Source organism: Melaminivora jejuensis (assembly GCF_017811175.1).
GTDB lineage: Bacteria > Pseudomonadota > Gammaproteobacteria > Burkholderiales > Burkholderiaceae_C > Melaminivora > Melaminivora jejuensis.
The window spans coordinates 811,279-829,849 of record NZ_JACWIJ010000002.1; the positions used below are offsets into that span (position 1 = coordinate 811,279).

The following is an 18,571-nucleotide window of genomic DNA, read 5'->3' on the forward strand; positions in this document are numbered from 1 at the left end:
CGCTTGTCAGGCAACGGTTCGAGGCTTTTTTTCCTACGCGCGGGCGGGCTTGAGTGCCGGCCAGGTCTCCAGCGCCCAGGTGGCCGCCGCCACCAGGGCGATGCACAGGCCGAATACGCCCAGCATCCCCAGTAGTCCGTCGCTGCCCAGCGGCATGGTGTAGAGGTACAGGCCGGCGCCGAATTTGGGCACGCCCTGTACGCTCATGAACAGCGCCCAGCGAAACGCCCAGGCACTGCCGGCCAGCAGCAGGCCCAGCATGGCGCGGTACCAGGGGCAGGCCATGCGGGTGCGCCCGGCCAGCAGCACGGCCAGCACGGCCACGCCGCCCAGCGCCGAGAGCACCATGCCGGCGCGCCAGACCGGGAAGTCATTCCACAGCCGCAGCGCCGCCAGCAGCGAGGGCGAGCGCGCCACCAGGCCCAGGGTGAACCAGCTCAGGGTGGCCAGCGCCAGCAGCGCGCCCAGGGCCAGGGCGATGCGGCGCAGCAGCTGCAGCGCTGCATCGTGCGGGCGCAGCGCGGCGGGCAGGAAGCGCTCGATCAGGAGCATCACGCCGATGGCCGCCAGCCAGCCGGTCAGCGCCAGGTTGACCGGCAGCCAGGCGGTGTGCCACAGCGGACGGGCGCGCACCACCATGACCTCGGCGCCGGTGTAGAGCACGATGCTCAGCGCCGACAGCACCAGCAGCGGCGCCAGCAGGCGCATCCAGCGCAGGCGGCCCAGCCACCAGCTGGCGCACATGGCCAGCGCCAGTGCCACGAAGGCCGGCAGCAGCAGCGCGCCCAGCGACATCCACGACCAGGGCGTGAAGTGCGCGTAGAAGTGCCAAAAGCGCGCCGGCTGGTGCAGGTCGGCCAGCAGCGACACTGGCGCGGCAATGGCCACCACGGCCAGCGTCAGCACGGCCACCGGCGTCAGGCGTGCCAGGGGCGACAGCGGCGCATCGGGCGCGCTGGCTGGGCGTGCCAGGGCCAGGCCGCACGCCGCCACCAGCAGCGCCGCGCCGGTGGCGATGCCGGCCAGGAAGAAATACTGCACGGCCCAGGGCAGCCAGGCGGCCTCGTAGGCCGGGGTGAGCAATTCGATGATCTGCATGTGAAAGTCCTCCCGGGGCGGTCAGTGCTCGGACACCAGGCGCACGCTGGCCTGGCCATCGACGCCATCGACGAATTCATCGGGCAGGCCGATGTAGAACACGCGCGGCTCGGTCTTCATGCCGGGCTTGAGCACCTTGACGCCCTCCTCGTGCGCGGCCATGCGGCGGTTGATCTCGCTTTGCGGGTCGTTCAGGTCGCCGATCACGCGCGCGCCGCCGACGCAGCTCTCCACGCAGGCCGGCAGCAGGCCGACCTCCAGGCGGTGCTCGCAGAAGGTGCATTTGTCGGCGGTCTGCGTCTCGTGGTTGATGAAGCGCGCGTCATAGGGGCAGGCCTGCACGCAGTAGCCGCAGCCCACGCAGCGCTCGTTGTCCACCAGCACGATGCCGTCCTCGCGCTGGAAGGTGGCCTGCACCGGGCAGACCGGCACGCAGGGCGGCTCCTCGCAGTGGTTGCACAGGCGCGGCAGGCTGACCATGGCGGGCATGGAGCCGTCTGGCTTGTCGATCTCGTACTGCAGCACGGTGGTGCGGAACTGGCCGATGGGCGGCTGGTTTTCCACCGAGCAGCTCACCGTGCAGGCCTGGCAGCCGATGCACTTGCGGATGTCCACCAACATGCCGAAGCGCTTGCCGGCCATGCCGGGGCGGCGCGGCGGCTGGCTGCCGGGCAGGGCGGCGGCAGTGGCCGGGCCGGTGGCGGCGACGGCACCGAAGGCGCTGGCCAAGCCGATGAGCTCCTGAAGAAAACTGCGCTTGCTGGTCTGCACCTGGGCGGCAGCTGGGGTGGGCGCAGAGACCGAGGCGGCTGGCGCCACTGGCTGGGGGCCGGGGGAGGAGGTGATGTCAGGCATGGGCAATCTTCTTCATCTATTTATTCGATCATTCGGGATATTCTCAGATTATTCTTTTATTTATCCTGCGTATTGATCCGGGTCAAATGATGGGATATTTGATGAGTATTCAAAAGAGATATGTCATTGCAAAAATAAAGGCAAAAATAATATTATATTTTTCCTGTATTAACAGTGCATTAAGGATTTCATGGAAATGAAAAAGGCAAGGCGCGACAGGATTGCCGCGCCTTGCCTTGCTGGTCTCCAGGATTGTGAAATCAGGGTGGATTCAGGGTTTTTTCATGAAAAATGATAGCTATCAGCGCTTGCCTACATTGGTTTTGAGGCCGATTTGGATAAAAATTCGAATCGATATCCGCCGCGCTGTCTGGCCGAGCTCCTCAGGCCAGGGCCATCAGGCTGGCATTGCCGCCGGCTGCCGTGGTGTTGATGCTGGTGCTGCGCTCCAGCACCAGGCGCAGCAAGGCCGTGCAGGCATTTTGCCGGGATGCATCCGCATTCAGGGCTGCCAGGCCTGTCAATGCACCCGGGCGCTGGGTCAATATGCGCTGGAGATTCAGCAGGGCCGCCGCGCTGCCGCCGTGCAATACGGCAGCAAAATCCGCCTGCTGCCAGTTGGCCAGCAAGATCACGCGCTCTTGCACCGCATGGGGCAGGCGGGCGCGCAGGGCGGCTGCGCTGGCCGGCCACAGCGCCTGGCTGCCGGCGGCCAGCACGGTGGCCAGCTGCACCAGCAGGGCGGCGGGCGCGTCGCCCTCGGCCAGGCACAGCACGCGCTCGCGCGGCAGGATGCGGTAGTCGTTTTTCTCGCCGGTCGGGCCGGGCAGGCGGGCCTGCAGGCCGGCGCAGCTGGCCTGGGCCAGGGCGGCGCAGATGCCGGCCAGCGGCGCGGCCCAGCCTTCGTGCTCCTGCTCCTGCGCCCAGGTCTGCAGCGCCTGCAGCGGCGCCAGCAGGGCCGGCTGCAGCGAGGCGTCCACTGCCGGCAAGGCACCGCCGGCAGTGCCGATGGCTGTGGCGGCTGTGGCAGCGATGGCCTGGCGTGCTGCGTCCAGGGGGTGGTGTGCCAGCAGCCGCAGCAGATACAGCGGCCCGCCCGCCTTCGGCCCGGTGCCCGACAGGCCTTCGCCGCCGAAGGGCTGTACGCCGACCACGGCGCCGACCATGTTGCGGTTCACGTACAGGTTGCCGGCCTGCGCCTGCGCGGCCACGCGCGCCACGGTCTCATCGATGCGCGTGTGTACGCCTTGCGTCAGGCCGTAGCCGGTAGCGTTGATCTGTGCCAGCAGCGCCGGCAACTCGGCGCGCGCATGGCGCAGCACGTGCAGCACCGGGCCGAAGACCTCGCGGCCCAGCTCGGTGGCGTCCTGCAGCTCGATCAGCGTGGGCGCGACAAAGGTGCCGCGCGCTGCCACGGCGGCGTCCAGCGCGCCCTGATGCACGGCATGGCCCTGCTTGCGCCGGCTGGCGATGTAGTCCTCGATGCCGCGCTGCGCTTCGGCGTCTATGACCGGGCCGATGTCGGTGGCCAGCGCGCCGGGGTCGCCCACGCGCTGCTCGGCCAGGGCGCCGCGCAGCATGGCCAGGATGCGCTCGGCGCACTCATCCTGCAGGCACAGCACGCGCAGCGCCGAGCAGCGCTGGCCGGCGCTGTCGAAGGCCGAGGCCAGCACGTCGGCCACGACCTGCTCGGCCAGCGCCGAGGAGTCCACGACCATGGCGTTCTGCCCGCCGGTTTCGGCGATCAGCGGCACTGGCTGGCCGTGCGCGCCCAGGCGCTGCGCCAGACTCTGTTGCAGGATGCGCGCGACCTCGGTCGAGCCGGTGAACATGACGCCCTGCACGCGCGCATCCCGCACCAGCGCCGCGCCCACGGCCTCGCCGCTGCCGGGTAGCAGCTGCAGCGCCGTGTGCGGCACGCCGGCGGCGTGCAGCAGGCGCACGGCCTCATGGGCGATGAGCGGCGTTTGCTCGGCGGGCTTGGCCAGCACCACGTTGCCGGCGGCCAGGGCGGCGGCAACCTGGCCCAGGAAGATGGCCAGCGGAAAATTCCACGGGCTGATGCACGCCACCGGCCCCAGCGGCACGTGCGTGGCGTTGTCCCAGCCGCCCGATTCGACCTGCGCGGCGTAGTAGCGCAGGAAGTCCACCGCCTCGCGCAGCTCGGCCACGGCGTTGGCGGCGGTCTTGCCGGCCTCGCGCATGATGAGCGGCAGCAGGCGCGGCGCCTCGGCCTGGAGCAGCTCGGCGCTGCGGCGCAGCAGTTGCGTGCGCGCGGCAGGGGCGGTGGCTGCCCAGGCGGGCTGGCAGGCCGTGGCGGCGGCCAGGGCAGCGTCGATGTCGCCGGCGCTGGCCTCGCGCACCTGGCCGACCAGATCGCCGTGGTCGGCGGGATTGCGGATGTCCAGCAGGATAGGGGCGGTGTCTGCCTGCGCCATGTTGTCAAAAGCTACGCTTTCGATAGCTGTGAGCACTTGCCCAGCAAGGTTTTTCGCCGTATTTGATGCCAAATCTACAACCTGCGCCGGTGCTGCCGCTGCGCCGACCAGCGGCGCCGCCAGGCAGGCGCTGGCCCGGCTGGCGTCCAGCGCCTGTGCCAGGGCGGCCAGCATCGGCGCGGCGGCCAAGTCCAGCCCGCTCGAATTGGCGCGTGCCGCGCCGTAGAGGCCGCCCGGCAGCGGGATACGCGGGTGCGGCAGGCCGGCTGCGCCTTCGCTGGCCGCCAGCGCATCCACCGTGGCCACGGGGTCTTCGATCAGGGATTCCAGCGGCAGCGCCGTATCGGCCACGCGGTTGACGAACGAGGTGTTGGCGCCGTTTTCCAGCAGCCGGCGCACCAGGTAGGCCAGCAGGGTCTCGTGCGTGCCCACTGGGGCGTAGATGCGGCAGGGGCGCTGGCCGATGATCTGCTCGTACAGCGGCTCGCCCATGCCGTGCAGGCACTGGAATTCGTACTGCCCGCCGTCGTAGCGCTGCGGCCCGGCCAGCTCCCAGATGCTGGCCAGGGTCTGCACGTTGTGCGTGGCGAACTGCGGATAGACCGCATCCGGCGCAGCCAGGAGCTTGCGCGCGCAGGCGATGTAGGACACGTCGGTATGTGCCTTGCGCGTATGGACGGGGTAGTCCGCCAGGCCCTCGACCTGGGCGCGCTTGATCTCGCTGTCCCAGTAGGCGCCCTTGACCAGGCGGATCATCAGCCGGTGGCCGCTCCTGCGCGCCAGGTCGATGCACCAGTCGATGACCGCCGGGCAGCGCTTTTGGTAGGCCTGGATGACGAAGCCGATGCCGGCAAAGCCGGCCAGCGAGGGTTCGTGGCACAGGCGCTCCAGCAAGTCCAGCGACAGCTCCAGCCGGTCGGCTTCCTCGGCGTCGATGTTCAGGCCGATGTCGTAGTGCTGCGCCAGGCGCGCCAGCTCCAGCACGCGCGGGTACAGCTCGTCCATCACGCGCTGCCACTGCGCCATCTGGTAGCGCGGGTGCAGGGCGCTGAGTTTGATGGAAATGCCCGGTCCGGCATACACGCCGCGCCCGGCGCTGGCCTGGCCGATGGCGTGGATGGCGTCGATGTAGGCTTGCTGGTAGCGCTGCGCGTCGCCTGCGGTCAGGGCTGCCTCGCCCAGCATGTCGTAGGAGTAGCGAAAGCCGCGCGCCTCCAGCCGGCGGGCGTTGCCCAGGGCCTGCTCAATGGTCTCGCCGGTCACGAATTGCTCGCCCATCATGCGCATGGCGACATCCACGCCCCTGCGGATCAAAGGCTCGCCGCCGCGCACGGTGAGGCGGCGCAGCGCGTCCTTCAGGCCCGATTCGCTGTGCGTGGCCACCAGCCGACCGGTCAGCAGCAGGCCCCAGGTGGCGGCGTTGACGAACAGCGAGGGGCTTTGCCCCAAGTGCCGCGCCCAGTCGCCCGTGCCCACCTTGTCGCGGATCAGTGCATCGCGCGTGGCCGCGTCGGGGATGCGCAAGAGCGCTTCGGCCAGGCACATCAGCGCCACGCCCTCCTGCGACGACAGGGCGAACTGCTGCAACAGCGCCTGCACCAGCCCGGCGCGCCCGCCCTCGCTCCTGCGCCCGCGCAAGGCCTGTGCCAGCGCCAGCGCACGCGCCTGCACGGCCTGCTGCTGCGCCGGCGGCAGTCGCGCGGCGGCCAGCAGCGGCGCCAACGCCTGCGGCTCGGGCATACGGGTGGCGGCGGTGATGGCCTGGCGCAGGGGCGCGGCGTCCTGCGGGCGGGGGAAGAAGGCGGCGGTGTCCATGCGCGGATCATGGGGTCTGGCCGGCTGAATGAATCACCAAAATCAGGCTTGCTAGCCGAATAATCACGCCATGAAAGCGCCTGAAACCTTCAGTCTGGATCGCATAGACCTGCGCATCCTGAAGATCCTGCAAACCGACGGGCGGCTGTCCAACCTGAAGCTGGCCGAGGCCGTGTCGCTGTCGCCCACGGCCGTGCTGGCCCGCGTGCAGCGGCTGACGCAGGGCGGCTTCATCCTGGGCTACGAGGCGCGGCTCAACCCGCTCAAGCTGGGTGCCGGGATGCTGGTCTTCGTCGAAGTGCTGCTCGACCGCACCACGCCCAATGTCTTCGAGCAGTTCAAGGCCGCCGTGCAGGTACACCCGCAGATCATGGAGTGCCACATGGTGGCCGGCGGCTTCGACTACCTGCTCAAGACGCGCTCGGCGGACATGGCGGCCTACCGGCGCTTTGCCGGCGACGTGCTGTGGCAGCTGCCCGGGGTGCGCGAGACGCGCACCTATGCGGTGATGGAGGAGGTCAAGCACTGCAGCCATCTGCACCTGCCCTGAGGGCGTGAAGGTGCGCGGCCTCCGTGCGCCTGTCCATAATCGGCGCCATCGCGCCTGCCGCCCCAACCCTGTCGCCTGGAGCTTTCATGTCCCCAAGCCCTATTTTTCCCGTCCGCCGTGCCGCCTGGGCGCTGGCCCTGCTGCTGTCCGCCCCGCTGGCGCACGCTGCCTGCTACACCGTGCTGGGCGCCGACCAGCAGGTGCTGTACCGCGCGCAGACGCCGCCGGTGGACATGTCGCTGCCCTTGCACGAGACGCTGCCGCGCATCGCGCCGGGCGCCAGCCTGGTGTTTTCGCTGTACAGCGGCGCCTGCGACCAAGAGGTCTATCGCCTGCCCGCCAGCACCCAGGGCGTGGTGCGCGAACCCTCGGCGGGCATCGCCCCGCAAGTGCCGCCTGAGCGCGCGCCATTGCCGGCACCGCGGGGCGACAGGGGTTGACCAAGGAGCACGCGGCGCGCCTGCAGGCGATGGCGGGCTGAGACAATCGGGGCATGAGCGACCCCGCAGAAAACCTCTCCCCTCTTCCCCTGCCAGCCTTGATGCCAGCCTGCAAGCCAGCGCTGCGAGCGCGTTGCCGCCAGGCTGGCTGGCCATCGAATCCATGGATCTGGACGCCCAGGGCGTCGCGCATCGGCCCGACGGCAAGGTCGTGTTCATCGACGGCGCACTGCCGGGCGAGCTGGTCAGCGCCAGCACGGGCCGCAAGAAGAACAACTGGGAGCAGGCCCAGCTGACCGAGATCCATCGCGAGTCCAGCCAGCGCGTGCGCCCGCTGTGCCCGCACTTCGGCCTGCACGCCGGCGCCTGCGGCGGCTGCAAGATGCAGCACCTGGACGCCGGCGCCCAGGTGGCCGTCAAGCAGCGCGTGCTGGAGGACAACCTGTGGCATTTGGGCAAGGTGCGGCCCGAGACCGTGCTGCGCCCCATCCACGGCCCGGCCTGGGGCTATCGCTTCCGCGCCCGGCTGTCGGTGCGCCATGTGCTGAAAAAGGGCACGGTGCTGGTCGGCTTTCACGAGAGAAAGAGCCGCTACATCGCCGACATGCAGACCTGCAAGATCCTGCCGCCGCACGTCGATGCCCTGCTGATGCCGCTGCGCGCGCTGATCGCCGGCATGGACGCGCGCGACACCTGCCCGCAGATCGAGCTGGCCTGCGGCGACCGCGTCACCGCCCTGGTGCTGCGCCACCTGGAGCCGTTGTCGGGCGCCGACCGCCAGCGCCTGCGCGACTTCGCCGCGCAGCACGGCGTGCAGTGGTGGCTGCAGCCCAAGGGGCCGGACACGGTGCAGCTGCTGGACGCGGGCGGCGAGGCGCTGGCCTACGAGCTGCCCGATTTCGGCATCACCATGCCGTTTCGGCCCACGGACTTCACCCAGGTCAATCCGCACATCAACCGCGTGCTGGTCACGCGCGCGCTGCGCCTGCTGCAGGTGCAGCCGCATGAGCGGGTGATCGACTGGTTCTGTGGCCTGGGCAATTTCACGCTGCCGCTGGCCACGCAGGCGCGCGAGGTGCTGGGCATAGAGGGCAGTGAGGCGCTGGTCGCCCGCTCACGCGAAAATCATGCGAAAAATCAGGCGCAAAGGCCCGCTGGACAAGCGCTGGCAGCTACCATTTTCGTAGCGCGCAACCTGTTCGAGATGACGCCCGAGCTGCTCATGGCCGATGGCAGCGCCGACAAGTGGCTGGTCGATCCGCCGCGCGAGGGCGCTTTTGCTCTGGCCAAGGCGCTGGCTGACATCCACCAGGCGCGCATCGGCGCCGAGGGCGCTGCGGCCCTGCCGGCGGGCAGCGCGGGCTGGCAGCCGCCGGCGCGCATCGTCTATGTCAGTTGCAACCCGGCCACCCTGGCGCGCGACGCCGGCCTGCTGGTGCATCAGGCGGGCTACCGCTGCACGGCGGCGGGCGTGGTCAACATGTTTCCGCACACGGCGCACGTCGAGAGCATGGCCGTGTTCGAGCGGGTGGAAGCGGGTGGATCGAGGCCTGTCTGAGGGCTGAAAATGGCTCCAGCGCTTGCCTGGCAAGCGCTGGCAGCTATCAAAAAAGTAGTGTTGACAAGCAGCGTCAGAGCGCGGGTGCGCCAGCTGCACACGGGCATCAGCTGCTGCTGCCGCTACCGCGCTCGCTGCGGCTGTCGTCATCGCTGCGTGCCGGCTTGGCCTTGGCCGGCGGCTGCAGCTGCGTGAGCACCGAGGGCGCGCCCTCCAGCTTGTGCTCGCGCATGTACGAATCCATGTCTTTCCAGCCGGCGAACACCAGGGCCTTGGGCGCCTTGGGGTTGAGCGTGAAGCAGTCCTCCAGGCCGCGCAGGGCGTGGCGGCAGGCGCCGCCTATGGCCTTGGCCTCGGCCTCGCGCTGGGCGATGCGCGGATCGGGGCCGATGCCCGGGATGTCGCAGCCGGCCAGCACCAGCGTGGCGGCCAGCAGCGTGAAGGGCAGGGCCAGGGTGGCCTTGCGCGGCAGGGAGGGGTGGCGAGGCTGCAGCATGGGTTCTTATCGGCTGTTGTGCGCCCAAGTTGAGCGTGGGCGCAAAAAAGCCCCGCGCGGCAACGGGCGGGGCAGGGGATGCTGGGTCGGCAAGCCGGCAGTGCGCGTCAGTCGCGCTCGCCGCCCATGATACCCAGCAGGGCCAGCAGGCCCTGGAAGACGTTGAACAAGTCCAGGTACAGGGCCAGCGTGGCACTGATGTAGTTGGTCTCGCCGCCGTCCAGGATCTGCTTGATGTCATACAGCATGTAGGCGCTGAAGATGGCGATGGCGCCCATCGAGATTGCCATCATGCCGGCGGTGGAGCCGACAAAGACGTTGATGACCGAGCCCACGATCAGCACCAGCGCGCCGACGAACAGCCACTTGCCCAGGCCCGAGAGGTCGCGCTTGATCACGGTGGCAAGACTTGCCATCACGAAGAACACGCCTGCCGTGCCGGCAAAGGCCGTCATGATGAGCTCGGCGCCGTTGGAAAAGCCCAGGATGGCGCCGATCAGGCGCGACAGCATCAGGCCCATGAAGAAGGTGAAGGCCAGCAGCACCGGCACGCCGGCGGCAGAGTGCTTGGTCTTTTCGATGGCGAACATGAAGGCAAAAGCGCCGCCCAGGAAGACGATCAGCCCCAGGCCGCCGGTGAGCGCGGCGGTGATGCCGGTGGCCACGCCCAGCCAGGCGCCGGCCACGGTGGGCAGCATGCTCAGCGCCAGCAGCCAGTAGGTGTTGCGCAGCACGCGGTGGCGCTGCTCCTGCGACAGGCCGTAGCTGGCGGCGCTGCCGAATCGGGTCATCTGTTGGTTCATGGTGTGTCTCTCCTGCTTGTGCGATCCAGGCCGGTGCCGTGGATGGCGATCCGGCCAGCGGGTTTCAGATGGGGGGTTGCGGTCATTTTGCAATATCCGCGCATCATCCCCTACTTTAAAGTCGGCATTGTTTCACCCTGTACGGGCGCACTGCGTGCGGCGTGCCTGGCTATGCTGCGGCGGTCTTTGAAATTTTGATTCGCACAGCCATGAAAACCACCCACGTCCTGGAGCACTCCGATATCAAGCAGATCGCCGCCGCCGCCGAGGCCGAGGCGCTGAAGAATCAATGGGCCGTGACGATTGCCATCGTGGACGCCGGCGGCCACCTGCTGCACCTGGCGCGCCTGGATGGCGCAGCGCCCCTGTCGGCGCACATCGCCCCGGCCAAGGCACACAGCGCCGCCCTGGGCCGGCGCGAGAGCAAGGGCTACGAGGACATGATCAACGGCGGGCGCACGTCCTTTCTGTCGGCGCCGGCCATTGCCGGAATGCTGGAGGGCGGCGTGCCCATCATGAAGGACGGCCAGTGCCTGGGTGCCGTGGGCGTGAGCGGCGTCAAGTCCACCGAGGACGCGCAGATCGCCCGCGCCGGCATTGCTGCCATTGGTCTCTGATCGTTGGGCGTTGTTGGGCGTGAACGTCACGCACAACGCAGCAAAAAAGGCGTGGCTACGAGGGAAAGGGCATTTCCCGCTGGCTGGCCAAAACGACTGGTCGGGCTGGAGCAGCCCGCGAGTCGCCCCACGATGAAACTGGGTTTGTCTGTCTGGCGGCTTACTTGGTCAGGATGAGCTTGCCCAGGCGCGTGGCCTGCAGGCGGTACAGAGTGCCGTTGTGTGCGATGGTGACCGCCTTGTGGCCTTGCAGCAGCCGGGCGCTGTCCAGTGCTCCCGCCTGGGCCGATGCGGCTGCTGCCTGCGAAGCGGGCTCGGCCGGGGAGGCTGGAGTGCTGGGTTGATCGGGCGTCGCGGTCATGCGGGTCATCAGGGCTGGCATGGCTGGAGTTCAGGGCAGGTCGGGCTGGAGTCAAAGTCATCAAATGATAATCATTCTCATTTGATCGTCAAGCCTTTTCCGATTTTTCTGCCTGCCTGCCCGGCGCTGCCGCTCACTGCCCCGGATCGGTGACGAAGCCGATCTTGCGCACGCCAGCCCGCTGCGCCGCTGCCATGGCCTGGGCGACGCGCTCGTAGCGCACGTCCTTGTCGCCGCGGATGTGCAGGTCGGGTTGCGGCTCCTTGCCGGCCTCCGCGCGCAGGCGCGGCTCCAGTTCCTCGTCGGCTATGGCGGTCTCGTTCCAGTGGTAGCTGCCGTCCGCCGTGACCGACAGGCGGATGGTCTCGGGCTTGATGACCTCCTCCTGGTTGGCCGCACGCGGCAGATCCACCGGCACAGCGTGCTTCATGACCGGCACGGTGATGATGAAGATGATGAGCAGCACCAGCATGACATCCACCAGCGGCGTCATGTTGATTTCGTTCATCACGTCGTCGGCACTGTCCTGGGTTCCGAAGGCCATGACGCTCAGCCTTTCTTCATGGGGATGACGCTGGCGCTGCCGGCGCCGCCCGAGGCGCGCACCCGGGCGCCGGTCACGAAGAAGGCGTGCAGGTCGTGGGCGAAGCTGTTGAGGCTGCTCAGGATGTGCTTGTTGCCGCGCACCAGGGCGTTGTAGCCCAGCACCGCCGGGATGGCCACGGCCAGGCCCAGGGCGGTCATGATCAGCGCCTCGCCGATCGGCCCGGCTACCTTGTCGATGGTGGACTGGCCCGAGGCGCCGATGGCCAGCAGCGCGTGGTAAATCCCCCAGACGGTGCCGAACAGGCCGATGAAGGGGGCAGTGGAGCCGACCGAGGCCAGGATGGCCAGGCCCGACTGCAGCCGGGCGGTGAACTCGTCGATGCTGTTGCGCAGGCTGCGCGTGACCCAGTCGCTTACATCCAGGTGGTCGTGCAGCTGGGCCTGGCTGTTGCGGTGGTGGGCCGTGGCCTCGCGGCCCTCGATGGCCAGGTGGCGAAACGGGTTGGCAGCGCTGGCGTCGAGCTTGCCCAGGCCGGCGGCGAAGTCCTCGCTGTGCCAGAAAGCGTGCGTCTCGCGCGCCAGGCGCTTGAATTTCACGATGTCCAGCGCCTTGATGGCGATGACGATCCACGACGCCAGGGACATGCCCAGCAGCAGCACGGCAGTGGCGCGGGTGACGAAGTCGCCCTGGATCCAGACGTTGGCGATGCCGAATTGCGATTCCATGAAAGAGAACTCCTGGGGTTGGCGGGGGCCGTTGTGTTGTTGGCTCACTGCTTGAGCACGAAATTGATGGGCTGCACGAACCACATGGCCTCGGGCACGCCATTGCGCGTGCCAGGCACGAAGCGCCAGCGCTGCACGGTCTCCAGCGCCTGGCGATCCAGCCGCTCGAAGCCGCTGGATTTCTTGAGCTCGACTTTTTGCGGCAGGCCGTCGGTGCCGATCAGCACGTTGAGCAGCACCACGCCCTGCTCGCCCAGGCGGCGGCTGACGGCAGGATAGGCCGGGGCCGGGTTGTTCAGGTGGCTGGCGTTGCTGGAGGGCTGCACCACGGCGGGCGGGGCTGGTGGCGCAGGCGGCGCTGGAGGGGCCGGCGGTGCCGGCGGTACCGGGGGAGCGGGCGGCGCTGGCGGCTGCGGCTCGCTGGCGCCGGTGGGGGCATCGGGCGCCGGTGCCGGATCCGGGATGGCCAGCGGCATGGGGGCTGGCTGCGGGCGCGGCGGCGTGGGTTTGGGCGGCGCCGGAGCCGGTTTGGGTGGCGCGGGCTTGGGTGGGGCAGGCTTGGGCGGTGGCGGGGCGGGGGGGCCGGCGCCGGTGGTGGCGGCGCTGGCGGCTGCGCCACCAGCATTTCGCTGATGAGCTGCACAGGCACCACCACCCGGGGCGGCTCGACCCGCGCCAGGCCCGACTGCAACGCCCAAAGGCCGCCTGCGTGCAGGGCCAGCACTGCAGTGGCCACGGCCAGGTTGCGGCCCGTCAGGCCCGGCATTGCGCCGTATCGGTCAGTCAAGGGCATGAAAAATGATAGCTGCTCGCGCTTGCCAGGCAAGGGCTGGAGGCCAAAAAGCCTTGTATTCGTCCGGTGGGCGATGCTATTTGCGCAGAATCCACCAGACCGAGCCCAGCACCAGGATCAGGCTGCCAGCGAGTGGGACAAGGATTTGCAACATGCCTGACCTCCAGGGCAGTGAGGGGCAAGCTGGCTGGCGTCGCGTGCAGCCTCATTGTGCAGTGCCGCCACCGGCTGGCTGGCGCTGCATTGGGCGACGACGCCGCGTGCCGTGGCCTCGCAGCAGCCGCACTGGGTAGCGACGCCGAGTTCGAACTGGATCTCGTCAAAACTCATCCCGGCGCGCGCATGGCGGGCAATCTCGCGGTCGGAAACACGGTGGCAGACGCAAACGATCATGGCTGGGGTGCAGGCAGACCTGGCTGGCTTGGTAAGAAAAAGTGCCGCGAGTATAAATGAGAATCCATCGCATTCACTTTTTTCCATTCCCCTGCCGGCGTCGCGGCGACCGGGCGGCGGGCAAAAAAAAACCGACGCCGGGGCGTCGGTTGCCGTGCAGCACCCTGGCGGGCTTACTTCACGTGCTTGCCGATCAGGCCGGCCATCTCGAACATCGATACCTGGGGCTTGTCGAAGACTTTCTTGAGCTTGGCATCGGCGTTGATCATGCGCTTGTTGGCCGGATCCTGCAGGTTGTGCTCCTTGATATAGACCCACAGCTTGCTGATGATCTCGGTGCGCGGCAGGGGCTCCTTGCCGACCACGGCGGCCAGGGCGGCGCTGGGTGTCAGGGGTTTCATGAAGGCGGCGTTGGGCGCGCGCTTCTTGGGGGCGTCAGCCGCAGGGGCGGCGGGAGCGGCGGCGGGAGCGGCCTTTTTTGCAGTTGCCATGTCAGGGATCCTTGTGGTGGGTGGACAGGAGACCAGCGAATGCCGGGCTGCTCCACTGGTAGGCGGGATGCTAATGGGAAAAAAACCGCTTTCCAAGGAGGCAGCGCTTTTTTCGCCCCTCGGGCGGCCTGGTTGTGGCGCAGGCGACAATGCGGCCCGCCCGGGCGGGCTGTCTTTGCCGTCCAGGCCGGCGCCGGCCCTGCCGGCACGCCTTCCTCCTGCCCCATTCAACAACCTTGCCTGTGTGCCCATGATTGCCGCGTCCGCCTCCTCCTCCTCCTCCTCCAGCCCTGCCAGCTTTGCCACCTGCGACCTGTGCGACGCCCACAAGGCCGACGACAGCGGCGCCTTTCGCGTCCTGCCGCCGGGCTTTCACAGCTATGGCGGCGTGGCCGCCTTTTGCGGCCCGGTGCAGACCGTGTACTGCTTCGAGGACAACTCGCTGGTCAAGGCCGCAGTGGACTCGCCCGGCGCGGGCCGGGTGCTGGTGGTCGATGGCGGCGCCTCGCTGCGCCGGGCGCTGGTCGGCGGCAACCTGGCGGCCAGCGCGGCGCGCAACGGCTGGGCCGGCATCGTCGTCAACGGCTGCGTGCGCGACGTGGCCGAACTGAACGCGGCGCAGGTCGGCATCCGCGCCCTGGGCCTGGTGCCGCTGCCCACGCAAAAGCGCGGCACGGGGCAAAGCGGCGTTGCCGTGCAGGTGCAGGGTGTGTGGGTGCGCCCGGGCGACTGGCTGTATGCCGATGCCGATGGCATTGTGGTCAGCGACCGCGCCTTGCCATGACCTTTGTGAAAGGGGGCGTGTGGGGGCCGGGCAGGGCTGCCAGCCGGCGTCAGGCCGCAGGCGGGCGCTGGCGCCCCACGCGCCAGGCCAGGCGCGAGGGCAGGGTGGCCAGCACGACGCTGGCAAGCGCAATGGCAAAGGCCAGCAGTTGCATAGCGCCGAAGCGCTCGCCCAGCACCAGCACGCCCACCAGCGCGGCGCTGACGGGCAGCAGCACCGTGAACACGCCGCCCTGGGCAGCGGGCACGACCTGCAGGCCGGTCATCCATAGCCAGACCGTCCACATGCACGCCGCCAGCGCGTAGAACAGCAGCAGCAGCCACAGGCTGGCGGGCACGGCGCCGAAGTCGAAGCGCAGGGCCCACCACAGGCCCAGCGGCGTGGCCAGGGCAAAGCCCCACAGGTTGATCAGCGCCGTGATGCGCTTGGGGCCGAGGGCGCCGGTCAGCTTCTTGCCGATGACCGAATAGGCGCCCTCGCAGACCGACGCCGCCACCAGCAGGGCGTAGCCCAACCACAGTGTCTTTGAGGTGTTTTCGGCCTCCAGCCCTTGCATGGTCTTCGCTGGCAGCTCCGGTTTCGATAGCGCAAAAAGTGCGATGCCGAGCACCGCGCAGGCTACCGCCAGCCAGGTGCGCGGCGCCACGCGCTCGCGCAGGAACAGCCAGCTCATGACCGCCACGCAGGCCGGAATGGAGGCCATGATGACGCCGGCCGAGGTGGCGCTGGTCAGGCTGACGCCATAGATCATGCAAATGGTGAACAGGAAGTTGCCCAGCAGCGCCTGCAGCAGCAACAGGGCGCGCGTCTGGCCGCTCATGGGTGGCTCGTCAGGTGGGCGGCGCAGCCAGCCCAGCATGGCCAAGCCGCCGATGCCAAAGCGCAGCCAGGCCAGCAGCAAGACCGGAAAGGCCGCAGCCAGCGGCTTGGACAGGGCAACGTAGCTGCCCACCAGGGACATGCTCAGGGCCAGGCAGAAGTAGGCGACGGGGCGGCTCGGTGGTGGCACGGTCAGGAAGCGGCAGTGGCAGGCCGCGCATCATGCCCGAGCCGAGCCGAGCCGGCAGTGGCACGCGGCAGGTGGCTGCAGACGGAGGGATTCCCGCATGGTGCAATCATCTTTTCGTTTGGTGAAAAGATGACTTGCTGCGGCGCCACATTTTTTCTCATTGCAGGAAGAAATTTTCCGCAACAAGAAATGCGCGCGGCAAGATGTTGTTTTTTAATCAGAAAAATTGTGTCTTATATAAGACATAAGATGTTGCACAAGTCTTATACAAGACTTAAAGTTCATCCAACGGCGCTGCAGATGTGCCAGCGCCCAAGCCGATCATTCAACCCCCGTTTTGGAGAGTCACATGACCAATACCCTGAACGCTCAACTGAGCCGTGAGCAGCAGATCGCCGCCCTGGAAAAGGACTGGGCGCAAAACCCCCGCTGGAAGGGCATCAAGCGCGGCTACAGCGCCGCCGACGTGGTGCGCCTGCGCGGCAGCCTGCAGCCCGAGTACACGCTGGCCAAGCGCGGCGCGGAAAAGCTCTGGGAAAAGGTCAACGGCGGCGCCAAGAAGGGCTACGTGAATGCGTTTGGCGCCATCACCGCCGGCCAGGCCATGCAGCAGGCTAAGGCCGGCCTGGAGGCCGTGTACCTGTCGGGCTGGCAGGTCGCCGCCGACGGCAACACCAGCGAGACCATGTACCCCGACCAGTCGCTGTACGCCTACGACTCGGTGCCGACCATGGTGCGCCGCATCAACAACACCTTCAAGCGCGCCGACGAAATCCAGTGGGGCCGTGGCATCAACCCCGGCGACGCCGAGTTCATCGACTACTTCCTGCCCATCGTGGCTGACGCCGAGGCCGGCTTCGGCGGCGTGCTCAACGCCTTCGAGCTGATGAAGAACATGATCGCCGCAGGCGCTGCCGGCGTTCACTTCGAAGACCAGCTGGCTGCCGTGAAGAAGTGCGGCCACATGGGTGGCAAGGTGCTGGTGCCGACGCAGGAAGCCTGCGAGAAGCTGATCGCCGCGCGCTTTGCCGCCGACGTCATGGGCGTGCCCACCATCGTGCTGGCCCGCACCGACGCCGAGGCCGCCAACCTGATCACCAGCGACCACGACGCCAACGACAAGCCCTTCCTGACCGGCGAGCGCACGCAGGAAGGCTTCTACCGCGTCAAGAACGGCCTGGAGCAGGCCATCAGCCGCGGCGTGGCCTACGCGCCCTACGCCGATCTGGTGTGGTGCGAGACCGGCACGCCCGATCTGGGCTTTGCCCGCGAGTTCGCCCAGGCCGTCCACGCCGCCTGCCCCGGCAAGCTGCTCTCCTACAACTGCTCGCCGTCCTTCAACTGGAAGAAGAACCTGGATGACGCGACGATTGCCAAGTTCCAGGACGAGCTGTCCGCGCTGGGCTACAAGTACCAGTTCATCACGCTGGCCGGTATCCACAGTAACTGGTACAACACCTTCAAGTTCGCCCACGCCTACGCGCGCGGCCAGGGCATGAAGCACTACGTGGAAATGATCCAGGAACCCGAGTTCGCCGCTCGCGAGCAGGGCTACACCTTCGTGTCGCACCAGCAGGAAGTCGGCGCCGGCTACTTCGACGACGTGACCACCGTGATCCAGGGCGGCTCGTCCTCGGTCAAGGCACTCACGGGTTCGACCGAAGAAGAGCAGTTCCACTGATCTGACGCAGCCAGGCACTGCCGGCGCCATTGACTGGCGCCACCGACCGGCACCGACCGGCGCAAGGCCACCCCAGCGGGTGGCCTTGCTGTTCGTGGCACTCGCGTCCAGGCCCTCATGGCAGCGCCTGCGCCGCCTCCTGCAGATGCCCCAGCAGCGCCTGCACCAGCGCATTGGCCGGCCCGCTGCGCCACATGGCCAGCATCTCCGAGGCTGGATGCTCGCCCAGCAGGGCCGGAACACCAGGCGCGGCAGGCCCACGCGCTGCAGGGCCGCAGGCACCAGCGCCACGCCCTGGCCCAGCGACACCAGCGCCAGCACCGACAGCCAGTGGCGCACCTCGTGCCGCACCTCGGGTACGAAGCCGTGCGCCTGGCACATCTCATGGATGCGCTGGTGATAGGCCGGCGACACCAGGCTGGAAAACAGGATCAGCCGCTCGCCCCCGAGCCGTGCCAGATCGATGGCCGGCGCCGCCTCCAGCGCATGGCCGGCGGGCAGGCAGGCGACGAAGGGCTCGGCGGCGATCAGCCGGCTGGCAATGCCTTCGGGCGGCTGGATGGAATGCACCAGCGCGACATCCAGGCGCAGCTGCTGCAGGCCCAGCAGCTGCTCGGCGCTGTTGGCCTCCAGCATGTCCACGCGCACATCGGGATGGGTGCGCTGCATCTGCGCCAGTGCCTGCGGCAGGCCCCGGTACAGGCTGGAGCCGACGAAGCCCAGCCGCAGATGCCCGCGCGTGCCCTGGGCGATGTCGCGCGTCTCCTGCGCGGCCTGGCGCCCCAGCGCCAGCAGCTGGCTTGCGCGCGCGTGCAGATGCGCGCCGGCGGCGGTCAGGCGCACGCCTCGGCTGCTGCGCTCGAATAGTTGCGCGCCCAGCTGCTCCTCCAACTGCCGGATGGCCACGCTCAGGGGCGGCTGCGAGATGCACAGCCGCTGCGCGGCGCGGCCAAAGTGCAGCTCCTCGGCCAGGGTGACGAAGTAGTGCAGCAGGCGGGTTTCCATGGTCGATGTGCTGGGTGAGGGAGAGGGTGGCATTCGGATAGCCAATGGTCGAAGTGCTTATTGATATTGGACTTGAATCGATCGGTCTGCTGCAATCAGGGCATACGTCCAG

17 protein-coding genes and 2 pseudogenes are annotated in these 18,571 nt (G+C 68.3%); 6 read left to right on the forward strand and 13 right to left on the reverse strand.

What is annotated here, in order from left to right; all coding sequences use genetic code 11:
• Positions 1-33 precede the first annotated feature (33 nt).
• The 3 genes from nrfD to putA all read right to left on the reverse strand — a co-directional run bounded on the left by nrfD (position 34) and on the right by putA (position 6,206).
• The gene (gene nrfD, locus IDM45_RS04045) at positions 34-1,098 is read right to left on the reverse strand and encodes an NrfD/PsrC family molybdoenzyme membrane anchor subunit (protein WP_209421750.1); all 1,065 of its coding nucleotides are present in this window, start codon (positions 1,096-1,098) and stop codon (positions 34-36) included.
• A 21-nt stretch (positions 1,099-1,119) separates the two neighbouring features.
• On the reverse strand, positions 1,120-1,953 hold the full coding sequence (dsrO, locus tag IDM45_RS04050; RefSeq protein ID WP_209421751.1) for a sulfate reduction electron transfer complex DsrMKJOP subunit DsrO: 834 nt from the start codon (positions 1,951-1,953) through the stop codon (positions 1,120-1,122).
• Positions 1,954-2,336: 383 nt separating this feature from the next.
• Positions 2,337-6,206, reverse strand: a complete 3,870-nt coding sequence (gene putA / locus IDM45_RS04055) for a trifunctional transcriptional regulator/proline dehydrogenase/L-glutamate gamma-semialdehyde dehydrogenase (RefSeq protein WP_209421752.1) — start codon at positions 6,204-6,206, stop codon at positions 2,337-2,339.
• 70 nt (positions 6,207-6,276) lie between these two features.
• Here putA and IDM45_RS04060 point away from each other — a divergent pair, with 70 nt between their 5' ends.
• The 3 genes from IDM45_RS04060 (at position 6,277) to rlmD (ending at position 8,754) form a co-directional block, all read left to right on the forward strand.
• Positions 6,277-6,756 (forward strand): Lrp/AsnC ligand binding domain-containing protein, encoded by a 480-nt coding sequence (locus IDM45_RS04060; RefSeq protein ID WP_209421753.1) that lies wholly within the window; start codon positions 6,277-6,279, stop codon positions 6,754-6,756.
• Positions 6,757-6,842: 86 nt separating this feature from the next.
• A complete protein-coding gene (locus tag IDM45_RS04065) occupies positions 6,843-7,196 on the forward strand; it encodes a hypothetical protein (protein ID WP_209421754.1) in 354 nt (117 codons plus the stop codon).
• A gap of 109 nt (positions 7,197-7,305) precedes the next feature.
• Positions 7,306-8,754 (forward strand): 23S rRNA (uracil(1939)-C(5))-methyltransferase RlmD, encoded by a 1,449-nt coding sequence (rlmD, locus tag IDM45_RS04070; RefSeq protein WP_233457564.1) that lies wholly within the window; start codon positions 7,306-7,308, stop codon positions 8,752-8,754.
• Between the two features lie 106 nt (positions 8,755-8,860).
• Here rlmD and IDM45_RS04075 read toward each other — a convergent pair whose 3' ends face one another.
• Together IDM45_RS04075 and IDM45_RS04080 are read right to left on the reverse strand one after the other, a co-directional pair.
• Positions 8,861-9,250, reverse strand: a complete 390-nt coding sequence (locus IDM45_RS04075; RefSeq protein ID WP_408631644.1) for a hypothetical protein — start codon at positions 9,248-9,250, stop codon at positions 8,861-8,863.
• 107 nt (positions 9,251-9,357) lie between these two features.
• Complete coding sequence (locus IDM45_RS04080; protein ID WP_209421756.1) at positions 9,358-10,053, reverse strand: Bax inhibitor-1 family protein; 696 nt, start codon at positions 10,051-10,053, stop codon at positions 9,358-9,360.
• Positions 10,054-10,262: 209 nt separating this feature from the next.
• Here IDM45_RS04080 and IDM45_RS04085 point away from each other — a divergent pair, with 209 nt between their 5' ends.
• Positions 10,263-10,670: a GlcG/HbpS family heme-binding protein gene (locus IDM45_RS04085; RefSeq protein ID WP_209421757.1), complete on the forward strand. Its 408-nt coding sequence runs from the start codon at positions 10,263-10,265 to the stop codon at positions 10,668-10,670.
• Between the two features lie 160 nt (positions 10,671-10,830).
• On the opposite strand, the gene hemP is transcribed toward IDM45_RS04085, so the two are convergent.
• The 6 genes and pseudogenes from hemP to IDM45_RS04115 form a co-directional block, all read right to left on the reverse strand.
• On the reverse strand, positions 10,831-11,031 hold the full coding sequence (hemP, locus tag IDM45_RS04090; RefSeq protein ID WP_209423990.1) for a hemin uptake protein HemP: 201 nt from the start codon (positions 11,029-11,031) through the stop codon (positions 10,831-10,833).
• Between the two features lie 133 nt (positions 11,032-11,164).
• A complete protein-coding gene (locus IDM45_RS04095) occupies positions 11,165-11,575 on the reverse strand; it encodes an ExbD/TolR family protein (protein ID WP_209421758.1) in 411 nt (136 codons plus the stop codon).
• 5 nt (positions 11,576-11,580) lie between these two features.
• Positions 11,581-12,303 carry a MotA/TolQ/ExbB proton channel family protein gene (locus tag IDM45_RS04100; protein WP_209421759.1) on the reverse strand — a complete coding sequence of 241 codons (723 nt, stop codon included), beginning with the start codon at positions 12,301-12,303 and terminating at the stop codon, positions 11,581-11,583.
• A gap of 44 nt (positions 12,304-12,347) precedes the next feature.
• Positions 12,348-13,096, reverse strand: a pseudogene (locus IDM45_RS04105) (energy transducer TonB).
• A 117-nt stretch (positions 13,097-13,213) separates the two neighbouring features.
• Complete coding sequence (locus IDM45_RS04110; RefSeq protein WP_209421760.1) at positions 13,214-13,489, reverse strand: (2Fe-2S)-binding protein; 276 nt, start codon at positions 13,487-13,489, stop codon at positions 13,214-13,216.
• A 173-nt stretch (positions 13,490-13,662) separates the two neighbouring features.
• Complete coding sequence (locus IDM45_RS04115; protein ID WP_209421761.1) at positions 13,663-13,980, reverse strand: SWIB/MDM2 domain-containing protein; 318 nt, start codon at positions 13,978-13,980, stop codon at positions 13,663-13,665.
• A 250-nt stretch (positions 13,981-14,230) separates the two neighbouring features.
• Here IDM45_RS04115 and rraA point away from each other — a divergent pair, with 250 nt between their 5' ends.
• On the forward strand, positions 14,231-14,764 hold the full coding sequence (gene rraA, locus IDM45_RS04120; protein ID WP_209421762.1) for a ribonuclease E activity regulator RraA: 534 nt from the start codon (positions 14,231-14,233) through the stop codon (positions 14,762-14,764).
• Between the two features lie 49 nt (positions 14,765-14,813).
• Here rraA and IDM45_RS04125 read toward each other — a convergent pair whose 3' ends face one another.
• A complete protein-coding gene (locus IDM45_RS04125; RefSeq protein ID WP_232654363.1) occupies positions 14,814-15,725 on the reverse strand; it encodes a DMT family transporter in 912 nt (303 codons plus the stop codon).
• A 397-nt stretch (positions 15,726-16,122) separates the two neighbouring features.
• Here IDM45_RS04125 and aceA point away from each other — a divergent pair, with 397 nt between their 5' ends.
• Positions 16,123-17,454, forward strand: a complete 1,332-nt coding sequence (gene aceA / locus IDM45_RS04130; protein ID WP_209421763.1) for an isocitrate lyase — start codon at positions 16,123-16,125, stop codon at positions 17,452-17,454.
• 115 nt (positions 17,455-17,569) lie between these two features.
• Here the strand turns inward: aceA and IDM45_RS04135 are convergent.
• A pseudogene (locus IDM45_RS04135) lies at positions 17,570-18,459 on the reverse strand (LysR family transcriptional regulator).
• Positions 18,460-18,571: the final 112 nt, after the last annotated feature.

Bases quoted from the DNA above. Each gene is read 5' to 3' on its own strand.
- nrfD (WP_209421750.1), bottom strand. From the start codon at position 1,098: ATGCAGATCATCGAATTGCTCACCCCGGCCTACGAGGCCGCCTGGCTG.
- dsrO (WP_209421751.1), bottom strand. From the start codon at position 1,953: ATGCCTGACATCACCTCCTCCCCCGGCCCCCAGCCAGTGGCGCCAGCC.
- putA (WP_209421752.1), bottom strand. From the start codon at position 6,206: ATGGACACCGCCGCCTTCTTCCCCCGCCCGCAGGACGCCGCGCCCCTG.
- IDM45_RS04060 (WP_209421753.1), top strand. From the start codon at position 6,277: ATGAAAGCGCCTGAAACCTTCAGTCTGGATCGCATAGACCTGCGCATC.
- IDM45_RS04065 (WP_209421754.1), top strand. From the start codon at position 6,843: ATGTCCCCAAGCCCTATTTTTCCCGTCCGCCGTGCCGCCTGGGCGCTG.
- IDM45_RS04075 (WP_408631644.1), bottom strand. From the start codon at position 9,250: ATGCTGCAGCCTCGCCACCCCTCCCTGCCGCGCAAGGCCACCCTGGCC.
- IDM45_RS04080 (WP_209421756.1), bottom strand. From the start codon at position 10,053: ATGAACCAACAGATGACCCGATTCGGCAGCGCCGCCAGCTACGGCCTG.
- IDM45_RS04085 (WP_209421757.1), top strand. From the start codon at position 10,263: ATGAAAACCACCCACGTCCTGGAGCACTCCGATATCAAGCAGATCGCC.
- hemP (WP_209423990.1), bottom strand. From the start codon at position 11,031: ATGACCGCGACGCCCGATCAACCCAGCACTCCAGCCTCCCCGGCCGAG.
- IDM45_RS04095 (WP_209421758.1), bottom strand. From the start codon at position 11,575: ATGGCCTTCGGAACCCAGGACAGTGCCGACGACGTGATGAACGAAATC.
- IDM45_RS04100 (WP_209421759.1), bottom strand. From the start codon at position 12,303: ATGGAATCGCAATTCGGCATCGCCAACGTCTGGATCCAGGGCGACTTC.
- IDM45_RS04110 (WP_209421760.1), bottom strand. From the start codon at position 13,489: ATGATCGTTTGCGTCTGCCACCGTGTTTCCGACCGCGAGATTGCCCGC.
- IDM45_RS04115 (WP_209421761.1), bottom strand. From the start codon at position 13,980: ATGGCAACTGCAAAAAAGGCCGCTCCCGCCGCCGCTCCCGCCGCCCCT.
- rraA (WP_209421762.1), top strand. From the start codon at position 14,231: ATGATTGCCGCGTCCGCCTCCTCCTCCTCCTCCTCCAGCCCTGCCAGC.
- IDM45_RS04125 (WP_232654363.1), bottom strand. From the start codon at position 15,725: ATGTCCCTGGTGGGCAGCTACGTTGCCCTGTCCAAGCCGCTGGCTGCG.
- aceA (WP_209421763.1), top strand. From the start codon at position 16,123: ATGACCAATACCCTGAACGCTCAACTGAGCCGTGAGCAGCAGATCGCC.